Below are 10789 nucleotides of genomic sequence, written 5' to 3' on the forward strand. Positions count from 1 at the left end.
GGGATATGCAACGCCATCCCATGCCGGCGCAGCGCGATCATCAGTAACGCCAACTGCAGCACGCCGGCAGCGGTGACGCCCCAGGACAGGGAGTGCCCGACCGTCGGCACGAACGGCGTCAGCCACAGCATGCAGGCGATCGAAACGATGTTGAACAGCACATAGGACGCGGAAGCGGCCGTGAACGCCTCCAAGCCGTTCAGCACGCCGGACACCAGGGCGGCCAGACAGATCAGCGGCAGGTAGGGGAAGGTGATCCGCGACAGCGACACCGCAAGGTCGAACTTCGCCGGGTCTTCGGAAAACCCCGGCGCCAGGACCAGCATCAGTTGCGGCATGAACACTTCGCCCGCGATGGTCAGCAGGCAAAGCCAGAAGGTCATGACGGCGAAGGCTTCCTCGGCGAACTGCTTGGCAGAGGGACGACCCTCGGCGTGGAGGATGCCGGTGAATTCGGGGATGAAAGCGGCGTTGAACGCGCCCTCGCCGAACAGGCGGCGGAACAGGTTCGGGAGTTTCAGCGCGACGAAGAACGCATCCGCCACCGGTCCGGTGCCGGCCAGGGCGGCGATCAGCATGTCGCGGGCGAAGCCCAGGATCCGGCTCGCGAGCGTCCAGCCGCCGACCGTCAGGATGTTCTTCAGCATGGGGAGGCAGAGAGCACGCGGGGCTGCACCGACGCTACCTCAATGCGGCGGGAACCTTGCCGCGCCGTGGTCGGGCGTGGCGCACAGGCGCCGGGATACGCCGACCATGACGGGTGGGACGCCCGGGCGACCCATCCACCTATGTCGACGCCCGGCCGCGACGCGCGAGGCACCGGTGGCCCGAATTCGCCCAGGTCCGTGCTTCCCAATTCACTCATCCCGTCTGGGCCGCGACAGCAGCGCCTGCATCGCCTCTGCCAGCGAACACCGCCCGGCGATCACATCCGCCACCGCGCGGCAGATCGGCAGTTCCACCGCGCCGGCCCGGGCCAGCAGCGCCTCGGCGGTGGAGGCGCCTTCCACGACCCCGGCGCTGGCCGCCAGCGTCTCCGCCACGCCTTGTCCGCGTCCGAGCGCATGGCCGAAGGCGAAGTTCCGGCTGGAGGGACCGGTGCAGGTGAGCAACAGGTCGCCCAGGCCCGACAGGCCCATCACGGTCTCGGCCTTGCCGCCGACGGCCGCGACCAGCCGGCGCAGTTCCGCCAGCCCGCGCGTGACCAGGGCCGCACGGGCGTTTTCCCCCAGCCCGGCGCCGATCACCGCGCCCGCCGCGATCGCGATCACGTTCTTCGCCGCGCCGCCGAGTTGGGCGCCGACCGGATCGTCGTTGCCGTAGAGGCGGAACGTACCGGTCGACAGGGTCGCCGCGATCCGGTCCCGCAACGCGGCATCCGCTGCCGCGACGACCGAGGCGGCCGGAAGACCCAGCGCGATCTCGTGCGCGAAATTGGGACCGCTCAGGATGGCGCCGGGGCAGTCTGGCGCCACTTCGGCCAGCACTTCCAGCGGCAGGCGATCGGTCTGCCGCTCGACCCCCTTGGCGCAGACCACCACCGGCACGCCCGTTGGCCGATGCGTCCGCAAAGAGTCGCGAAGGTGCTGCATCGGCGCCACCCACAGCACCAGGTCGCCGGCGTCGGGCATCCCGTCCGCCACCCGTATGCCGGCCGGCAGCGTGATGCCGGGCAAGCGGGCATTGGTCCGCGATACCGCGATCGCCGCGGCCGCGGCGGGCCGCGCGACCAGCGTGACCATCCGGCCCGCCCGGTGCGCCTGGATCGCCAGCGCGGTACCCCAGGCGCCGGCGCCGACCACGGTGACATGGTCACTCATCGGCGAGCCTCAGCACATGGACGCCAGCGCCCGGCTCCGCCGTACCCAGCCCCTCCAGGACGGCTTCGACAAGCGTCCTGGCGATGTCCGTAAACCGATAGGGCGGGTTGATCACAAGCATCCCACAGCCGTTCAACCGCTCCGATCCGACCGGGTCGCGCAGATGCATCTCGATCGTCACGACGTCGCGCAGGCCAGAGGCTTTCATGTCGGCGTGGAACCCGTGCACCGCCGCCAGTTGCTTGACGGGGTACCAGGCCGCATGGATGCCATGGGAGAAGCGGGCGTGGCCGGTCTTCAGCGCCGCGACCAGCGTGGTGAATTCGTCCCGCGCCTCGAACGGCGGGTCGATGAACACGAGCCCGCGCTTTTCCCGGGGCGGCAACAGCGCCCCCAGCGCTTCCCATCCCGACCGCGCATGGACCTCGACCTGGGGGTCGTGGCGGAAGAGGCGCTTCAGCGCGGCGGCTTCCTCCGGTTGTTTCTCGCAACAGACCAGCCGGTCGCCGGGACGCAGCAGGGCGCGGATGATCATCGGCGATCCGGGATAGAGGCCTAACTGGGTGACCAAGCCCAGATACGAGGCCAGCGGTCCGGCGCCGTCCCGGTTCGACAGCAGGCGCAGGATGCCACCCTCCGCCTCCGCCGTCCGCTGCGCGGCGTCGGCGGACAGGTCGTAGCGACCCGATCCCGCATGCGTGTCCATGACACAGAACGGCGTCGGCTTGCGTGCAAGGTTGTCCAGCAGCGCCACCAGCAGCGCATGCTTGAAGCAATCGGCGAAATTACCGGCGTGGAAGGCATGGCGGTAGTTCATCCGGCCCTCCTCAACGTCGCCCCGACCCGCTCGATCCCGCCAATTCTGCCAGCGGCCAGCGCGGCCGGGGGGCTGTGTCCATTCCGTCGGCGATCCCCAGCCGCAAGCGTTCGATGCCGGCCCAGGCGACCATGACGGCGTTGTCGGAGCATAGCCGCACCGGCGGCGCGACCAGCCGGAAATCCGCCGCCTCGGCCGCGTGCGTCAGCGCGGTCCGGATCGCCGCGTTGGCGGCGACCCCCCCGGCCACGACCAGCAGCCGTGCCTCGGGATGGCGTTCCCGCATCATCGCCATGGCGTGGGAGGCCCGGTCCGCCAGCACATCCGTCACCGCGTGCTGGAAGCTGGCCGCAAGGTCTGCGCGACGGCCGTCCGACAAAGGGCCGGCGGCAAGCTGCGCGACGGCGGTCTTCAGGCCGGAGAAGCTGAAATCGCAGCCCGGCCGGCGCAGCATGGGACGGGGCAGGGGGAACGCGTCCGGATCCCCGCCGGCTGCGAGCCGTTCCAGCGCCGGCCCGCCCGGCCAGCCCAGGCCCAGCAGCTTGGCCACCTTGTCGAAGGCCTCACCCGCCGCGTCGTCCACAGTGCTGCCCAGGCGCACGTAGCGGCCGACGCCCAGCACGGCGATGCACTGGGAATGCCCGCCGGACAGCAGCATCAGCAAATAAGGAAACGGCGCGCCGCCGTCGGTCAGGCCCGGCAGGCGGGCGGTCAAGGCGTGCGCTTCCAGGTGGTTGATGGCCAGGAACGGCTTGCCGGCGCCCAGCGCCATGCCCTTGCCGAACTGGCAGCCGACGATCAGCCCGCCGATCAGCCCCGGCCCGGTCGTCGCGGCGATCGCGGCCAGGTCCGCCGGCGCGAGCCCGGCGGTACGCATGACATGCGACACCTGCGTCGACAGGTAGCGCAGATGTGCACGGGCCGCGATCTCCGGCACCACGCCGCCATAGGGGGCGTGGTCGGCGAACTGGCTCAGTACCGTCTCCGCCAGCACTCGGCCGTCACGGTCCAGCACCGCCGCCGCCGTCTCGTCGCACGACGTCTCGATGCCGAGGACCGCACCTTTTCCGCCGACTGTACCCATCCCGACTCCGCTGCGTCATCGGCCGATGGAAAACCGCGCCGAAGCTGGTTATCAAGACAAGCAGGACAGGTTTGGCAAGAGCGATGGCGTGGGGCGATGGCATGGGGGGTGTGCTGATCACCAGGCCGGAGCCCGGCGCCAGCCAGACCGCCCGCAAGGTCGCCGAACTTGGCCTGACGCCGATCGTAGCGCCGGTGCTCGCGATCACCCCGACCGGCCAGCCGGTCGAGGTACCGGCCGCCTGCGTGGCGACCGTGCTGACCAGCGGCAATGCCGCACCGGCCTGTCCGCCCGCCTGCCATGCCAATCCCGCCTTCGCGGTGGGATCGGCCACCGCCCGGCGTGCGCGGGAGGCCGGCTTCACAAGGGTCGTCGATGCCGACGCGGATGCCGCCGCCTTGCCGGACCTGATCGCGGCGACGATCGGTGCGCGAGGACAGACGCTGTTCCTTCCGGTCGGCCGCGGCCAGGGCGCACCGCTGTCCATGGCCCTTCGCGACAGGGGATGGCGCGTTGTCCGGCGCGTGGCCTACCAAGCCGACGGGGTCGCGACCCTGCCCGAGGCCGCCGTCCTTGCGCTGCACCGCCGGACAGTCCGCTTCGCGCTGTTTTTTTCGGCCGAGACCGCTCGGCAGTTTATCCGGCTGGTCCGGAAGGCGGGGGTCGCCGAAACCCTCTCCACTGTCGAAGCGGTGTCTATCAGCGAGCGGACAGCCATGGCATTAAGGCGCCTCCCATGGCGACGGGTCCGCACCGCCCTTCGGCCCAACCAGGACGCAATGCTTGAGCTACTGCGATGAATGAAAGAAACGCCAAGGACTCCCCCGCTGAAATTCTCGAACCTGGGGCCGCTGTCCCCGTGATGGAGCCGGTGTCGTCGGTGCCGCATCATGAGGGCGTGTCCGAACCGGTTCCGGAACCGCCGCCATCGGAGTCGGCGACGGCGGGAACGGCAGCCTCGGAACCACCGGGCTCAGAGCCGCCGGTCGTGGGACCGTCGTCCGAGCAGCCGTCATACGCGGGGGGCGGGGGCAATCCACCTCCCTCCGCTCCGCCCGGCCGGCGGCCGGTGACCGGTGGCGACCTGCTGCCGGCGCTCTGCGCCATCGGGTTCGTGATCCTGCTGATCGGCCTGGTCATCGTATGGCTCAATCCGTCCGTGCCGGCCCAGGTGCGCGACGCCAACGAACGGATTGCCTCGCTCGACGCCCGCCTGCGCCAGCTTGAGGCACGGCCGGTCCCGCCGCCTGCTGCCTCCCCCGGCGACGTTGCCAAGCTCGCCGCTCGCGTCGAGGCATTGGAGGCGCGGCAGAACGCTGATCCGGCCCAGGTGGCGCAGCGGCTGGACGTGATGGCCGGACGGATCGAGGGGCTGACCGCTCGGCTGCAATCCGTGCAGGACGGCAGCAAGCAGGCGCTCGACGACCTGTCGGCGCGGGTCGCGAAACTGGAAGGCACGTCGAACAACTCCGATGCGATGCAGGCGCGCGTCGCCAAGCTGGCGCGGCTGCAGGACGCGACGATCGCCCTGAACGCAGGCCAGCCGGTGGGCGACCTGCCCGGCGCGCCGCCGGCGCTGGCGAAATACGCGCATGCCGCGCCGCCGACCGAGGCGCAGTTGCGCCTGGCGTTCCCGGCGGCCCGGCAGGCCGCGCTCGCCGCGCAGCAGCCCTATCTGACGAACACGCCGTTCCTGCGGCGCGTGTGGGAACGGGTTCAGGGGCTGGTGACGGTCAAGCAGGGGAACGAGGTGATCGTGGGCAACCAGTCCTCGGTCGCGCTCGCCGCCGCGCAGGCGGCGCTGGAAGCCGGGGACTTGAACAAGGCGGTTGCCGCCTTGGCGCCGCTGCCCGATGCGTCCAGGAAGGCGATGGCGGGCTGGCTGGATGACGCGCAATCGCTGCTGGCGGCCCGAGCGGCGCTGGCCTCGATGGCGGGGCAGGCCTGATGCGCAGGCTGCTGGCTGCCCTGATCGTCGGCATCGTCATCGTCACGGTCGTCTGGCTTCTGGCCGGCATCAGCGGCCATGTCTCGGCGTCGTTCGGCCCCTATGACGTCGAGACGTCGGTGCCGGTCGCGATCCTGGGCATCGTGGTCCTGCTGTTCGCGGTCGTCCTGCTGCTGCGGCTGCTGGTCGGTCTCTGGTTCCTGCCCGGCACGACCGCCCGCTGGCGGCGTGCACATCGGATGCGGGTAGGGCAGCGGGCGCTCAACCGCGTCCTCGTCGCCCTCGCGTCCGGTGAGCAAGCCGAGGCACGGCGGTCCGCCCGACGCGCGCGGCGGCTGCTGGGCGACAATCCGCAGACCTTGCTGCTGGCGGCCGAAGCCGGTCGGTTGGAGGGCCGGGAAGACGAGGCCGAATCTGCGTTCCGTGCCTTGGTCAAGCAGCCGGAAGGGCAGTTCCTGGGCTATCGCGGCCTGATGCGCCAGGCGATCGAGCGGCGCGACTGGGCGGAAGCGACGGCACTCGCGCGGCAGGCGGAAATGGCGCATCCCGGCACGGCCTGGCTGCGCCAGCAACGCGCCGAACTGGCGCTGCAGACGGATAATTGGGCCGATGCACTGGACCTGATCGGATCCGATCCGCGGCGGGTCGTCTACTATATTGCCGCGGCGGAGGCGGAGAGCGATCCGAAACGGGCGCTGGAGTATGCACGCAAGGCGTATCGGGAAGATCCGACCTTCGCACCGGCCGTGGTGACCTATGCCCAGCGGCTTCGGCTGGCGGGGCATGACGGCCGCGCCCGCTCCACGATCCAGGAGGCATGGGCGAGGGCGCCGCATCCGGACTTCGCGGCGCTGATGCTGGCGACGGAGACGGACAAGATGGGCCGCCTGCAAGCCGCCAAGCGGCTGGTCGAGCGCAACCCGACCCATCCCGAAAGCCGTCTGCTGGTGGCCCAGGCCGCCCTGGATGCCGGCGTGACGACCGAGGCGCGCATGCAGATCGAGGCCGCACGCGCCCACGGCGTCAACCAGCGGCGGGTCTATTTGCTGCTGGCCGACTTGGAGGAGCAGGAGCACGGCGAGACCGAGGCCGGCCGGCAGGCGCAGCGGGCGGCGCTGCGCGCGGCCGCGACGGCGGAGCCGGACCCACACTGGCTGTGCACGAACTGCAGTGCGGAACCGGTGGCATGGCAGCCGAAATGCCCGGTGTGCAGCCATGTCGGCACGCTGCGCTGGGTGGCGACCACGAAGACGGGACCGACGGTGCCGGCGGTGATCGCGCCCGCCTGAACCGGGCGCGCCGACCGGCTACCGCGGCTGCATCCGCAGCGCGCCGTCCAGGCGGATGACCTCGCCGTTGAGGAACCGGTTGCGGACGATGTGCTCGACCAGCGCGGCGTATTCCGACGGCCGGCCCAGACGGGGCGGGTAGGGGATGCTGGCGCCCAGGCTGGCCTGCACCTCGGGCGGCAGGGCGTCCACCATCGGGGTGTGGAACAGGCCCGGCGCGATCGTCATCACGCGCACGCCGACACGGGCCAGTTCGCGCGCGGCGGGCAGCGTCATGCCGACGACACCGCCCTTGGACGCCGCGTAGGCGGGCTGGCCGACCTGGCCTTCATAGGCCGCGACCGAGGCGGTGTTGACGATCACGCCCCGCTCGTTTTCCTCCAGCGCGTCGGTTTCCGCCATCTCGGCGGCGGCGAGGCGCAGCATGTTGAAGCTGCCGATCAGGTTGATGCGGACGACCCGCTCGAACGCTTCCAGCTTCAGCGGCCCGTCGCGGCCGAGGATGCGTCCCGCGGTGCCGACGCCGGCGCAGTTCACCAGGATGCGGACCGGTCCGTGCGCGGCGCGGGCGGCGGCGAAGGCGGCCTCGGCGGACGCGGCGTCGGCGACGTCGCAGCCGATGCCGAGACCGCTGATCCGGCCGGCGGTCGCCTGCGCCGCGGCCTGGTTGATGTCGGCCACGGCCACGCGGGCGCCAAGGCTTGCCAGATGCTCCGCCGTCGCGGCCCCGAGACCGGAGCCGCCGCCGGTTACCAGCGCGGCCAGACCATTGATCTGCATCATTCCCTCCTGAAATGTCGGTCCGCAGAAACCATTCCGCACGCGGACATGCAAGTCTGTCGTTGAGCAATAGGCTTGACCGCTGGGAGGTCGCGCCGGACAAACAGCGAAAAGGGAGGAACGCGGCATGACCCAAGCGAACAGCTATGCCGATGCCTACGCGGACTGGCTTCGCGATCCGGCCGCGTATTGGGCCGGCGAAGCGGCAGGCATCACCTGGAGCCGGACCTGGGACAAGGTCTTCGACCCGTCGATGGGTGCGTTCGGCCAGTGGTTCGCGGGCGCCGAACTGAATACCTGCTACAATTGTCTGGACAGACATGTGGAGGGCGGACGAGGCGGCCAGGTCGCGCTGATCCACGACAGCCCGATGACCGACAGCATCCGCCGCTTCACCTACGCCGAGGTGCTGGCCGAAACGGCGAAGATCGCCGGCGCGCTGGCGGCGCTGGGCGTCGGCCGGGGCGACCGGGTGGTGATCTACATGCCGATGGTGCCGGAGGCGGCGTTCACCATGCTGGCCTGCGCGCGCCTGGGCGCCGTGCATTCGGTGGTGTTCGGCGGCTTCGCGGCGGCGGAGTTGTCCACCCGCATCGCCGATGCCAAGCCGAAGGTGATCGTCTCGGCGTCCTGCGGGCTGGAGCCGGGGCGCGTGGTCAAGTACAAGCCGTTGCTGGACGCGGCGATCCAGCTTTCGCCGCACAAGCCGGATGCATGCCTGATCCTGCAGCGCCCGCAGGCCGAGGCGCCAATGACCGCCGGCCGCGACCACGATTTCCGGGACGCGGTGGCGGCGGCGGAACCGCACGGCTGCGTGCCGGTGCCGGCGACCGATCCGCTGTACATCCTCTACACCTCCGGCACGACCGGGCGGCCGAAAGGCGTGGTGCGCGACAATGGCGGGCATGCCGTCGTGCTGTGGAACTCGATGAAGATGATCTACGGCGTCGATGCCGGCGACGTCTGGTGGACCGCCTCCGACGTCGGCTGGGTCGTCGGCCACAGCTATATCGTCTACGCACCGCTGCTGCGCGGCTGCACATCGATCATGTATGAGGGCAAGCCGGTCGGCACGCCCGATGCCGGCGCGTTCTGGCGGGTGATCGCCGCGCACAAGGCGAAGGTTCTGTTCACTGCTCCGACCGCCATGCGCGCGATCAAGCAGCAGGACCCGGACGGTGTCCTGGCGAAACGGCACGACTTGTCGAGCCTGGAAGCGCTGTACCTCGCGGGCGAGCGCTGCGATCCTCCGACCGGGATCTGGGCGCATGAGTTGCTGGGCAGGCCGATCGTCGATCACTGGTGGCAGACCGAGACCGGCTGGCCGATCACCGCCGGCTTCCGTCAGTTCGGGCTGTTCCCGTTCAAGCCGGGCTCCGGCGGGCGGCCGTGCCCGGGCTATGACCTGCATGCGCTGGACGATAACGGCGCGGTGCTGCCGCGCGGCGCGTCGGGCAACCTGTCGCTGAAACTGCCGCTGCCGCCAGGCTGCGGGCCGACGCTTTGGGAGAACGAGGAGGGGTACCGGACCGCCTACCTGTCCGACTTCCCCGGCTGGTATCGCACCGGCGATGCCGGCGTGGTGGACGAAGACGGCGATGTCTGGGTGATGGGGCGCACGGACGACATCATCAACGTCGCCGGCCACCGGCTGTCGACCGGTTCGATGGAGGAGGTGCTGGCCTCCCACCCCGACGTCGCGGAATGCGCGGTGGTGGGGGCGAAGGACGCGGTGAAGGGACAGGCGCCGATCGGGCTGGTGGTGCTGAAGGCCGGGGTGAACCGGCCGGAAGCAGAGGTGGCGGCGGAACTGGTCGCCCTGGTGCGCGAGCGGATCGGTCCGGTGGCGGCGTTCAAGGACGCACGGGTTGTGCCTCGATTGCCGAAGACGCGGTCGGGGAAGATTCTGCGGGCGACGATCCGGAAGATCGCGGACGGGGAGGCGGCGCCGGTTCCGCCGACGATCGAGGACCCCGCGGCGCTGGATGAGTTGCGGGAGGTGCTGGACGCAGGGTGATGCGGTTCCCGCCCACGGGGAATACCTGGGAGGCACATCGTTTCGTCATCAGCGTCACGCAGCCTGTCCAGGGGCAATGGAGACCGGCGCGTCCCTGCGCCGTTTCGCTTCACCGCCGGTTGATGGTCATCGCGCCTTCGTTATCCCCGCAAACCTACAATCTTCATGCCTGCAATGAAATATCCAGGCTGACGCTGCGGCGTTGTCTTGGAATATCGCAAGGAATCCGACCATGCTGGCAAGAATTGGATTAAAACAACTCCGCTCCGCTTTAGTATTTTGTTCGGTCTTCCTGGCCGCGCCCCTTGTCGCGGTTCCGCTCGCGCAGGCCCAGACCAGCCAGCAGGTGACCGTGGACGGCGCCCGCAAGGTGCTGGCCGACCTTCGGCACGACAAGGCGTTCGGGAACGCGAAGACGCTGCTGCGCGAGGCGAAGGCGGTGATGATCGTGCCCAAGCTGGTCAAAGGCGGCTTCTTCATCGGCGGGGAAGGCGGCAACGGCGTCCTGATGGCCCGCGGCAAGCGTGGCTGGAGCGACCCGGCGTTCTATGCGCTGGGATCTGCCTCCTTCGGCCTGCAGGTCGGGCTGGAGCAGTCGGAGGTGGTGATGCTGCTGATGACCCAGAAGGCCGTCGACGGGGTCCTGCACGACCAGTTCAAGCTCGGCGCGCAGGCCGGCATCTCGGTGGTGACGCTGGGTTCGGGCGTGGAAGGCGCGATCGGCGGCGCGACGCTGCCGGATGTGGTGGTCTGGTCGTCCTCGACCGGCCTGTACGGCGGCCTGACGCTGAACGGGTCGATCATCAAGGCGGAGCCTGACATGACGGCGCAGTACTACGGCCGGAGCGTGACGATCCATCAGGTGCTGTTCGGCGGCGTCGCGAGTCCGCGAGCGGCGGCCTTGCGGCGCGAGATCGACGCGCTGGGCTGAGCGGGTTTTGGTCAGAGAACGTGTTGCGGCAAGCGGGCGGGCGTGTTATTGCGCCCGCCCGCGACGTTGAGGGGGCGGTCCAGCCCCGGTCACCGTGTCCCTT

At 70.1% G+C, this 10789-nt stretch carries 10 protein-coding genes; 5 read left to right on the forward strand and 5 right to left on the reverse strand.

Going from position 1 to position 10789, the window contains the following annotated elements:
* The 4 genes from murJ to tsaD form a co-directional block, all read right to left on the reverse strand.
* A partial coding sequence (gene murJ / locus VHB27_RS13740) for a murein biosynthesis integral membrane protein MurJ (RefSeq protein WP_325601316.1) occupies positions 1-647 on the reverse strand: 647 nt, incomplete at its 3' end.
* 210 nt (positions 648-857) lie between these two features.
* A complete protein-coding gene (locus VHB27_RS13745; protein ID WP_325601318.1) occupies positions 858-1820 on the reverse strand; it encodes an NAD(P)H-dependent glycerol-3-phosphate dehydrogenase in 963 nt (320 codons plus the stop codon).
* Entirely contained in the window at positions 1813-2637 is an 825-nt protein-coding gene (locus VHB27_RS13750; protein WP_325601320.1) for a 23S rRNA (adenine(2030)-N(6))-methyltransferase RlmJ, read from the reverse strand. The genes VHB27_RS13745 and VHB27_RS13750 overlap by 8 nt, the downstream gene beginning before the upstream one ends.
* A 10-nt stretch (positions 2638-2647) precedes the next feature.
* Positions 2648-3721, reverse strand: coding sequence for a tRNA (adenosine(37)-N6)-threonylcarbamoyltransferase complex transferase subunit TsaD (gene tsaD, locus VHB27_RS13755; RefSeq protein WP_325601322.1), 1074 nt, complete (start codon positions 3719-3721; stop codon positions 2648-2650).
* Between the two features lie 83 nt (positions 3722-3804).
* On the opposite strand from tsaD, the gene VHB27_RS13760 reads away from it, so the two are divergent.
* The 3 genes from VHB27_RS13760 to VHB27_RS13770 all read left to right on the forward strand — a co-directional run bounded on the left by VHB27_RS13760 (position 3805) and on the right by VHB27_RS13770 (position 6958).
* Complete coding sequence (locus VHB27_RS13760) at positions 3805-4521, forward strand: uroporphyrinogen-III synthase (RefSeq protein ID WP_325601324.1); 717 nt, start codon at positions 3805-3807, stop codon at positions 4519-4521.
* A 269-nt stretch (positions 4522-4790) separates the two neighbouring features.
* Positions 4791-5669: a hypothetical protein gene (locus VHB27_RS13765; protein ID WP_325601326.1), complete on the forward strand. Its 879-nt coding sequence runs from the start codon at positions 4791-4793 to the stop codon at positions 5667-5669.
* Positions 5669-6958 carry a heme biosynthesis HemY N-terminal domain-containing protein gene (locus tag VHB27_RS13770; RefSeq protein ID WP_325601328.1) on the forward strand — a complete coding sequence of 430 codons (1290 nt, stop codon included), beginning with the start codon at positions 5669-5671 and terminating at the stop codon, positions 6956-6958. Before VHB27_RS13765 ends, VHB27_RS13770 begins: the two co-directional genes overlap by 1 nt.
* Positions 6959-6976: 18 nt before the next feature.
* Here the strand turns inward: VHB27_RS13770 and VHB27_RS13775 are convergent, their stop codons facing one another.
* On the reverse strand, positions 6977-7738 hold the full coding sequence (locus tag VHB27_RS13775) for an SDR family NAD(P)-dependent oxidoreductase (RefSeq protein WP_325601330.1): 762 nt from the start codon (positions 7736-7738) through the stop codon (positions 6977-6979).
* 127 nt (positions 7739-7865) lie between these two features.
* Between VHB27_RS13775 and VHB27_RS13780 the strand changes: the two genes are divergently transcribed.
* Both VHB27_RS13780 and VHB27_RS13785 read left to right on the forward strand, forming a co-directional pair.
* Positions 7866-9755: an AMP-binding protein gene (locus VHB27_RS13780; RefSeq protein ID WP_325601332.1), complete on the forward strand. Its 1890-nt coding sequence runs from the start codon at positions 7866-7868 to the stop codon at positions 9753-9755.
* A 232-nt stretch (positions 9756-9987) separates the two neighbouring features.
* On the forward strand, positions 9988-10686 hold the full coding sequence (locus VHB27_RS13785; protein WP_325601334.1) for a lipid-binding SYLF domain-containing protein: 699 nt from the start codon (positions 9988-9990) through the stop codon (positions 10684-10686).
* Positions 10687-10789: the final 103 nt, after the last annotated feature.

The sequence above is a fragment of the Rhodopila sp. genome, from assembly GCF_035548235.1.
GTDB lineage: Bacteria > Pseudomonadota > Alphaproteobacteria > Acetobacterales > Acetobacteraceae > Rhodopila.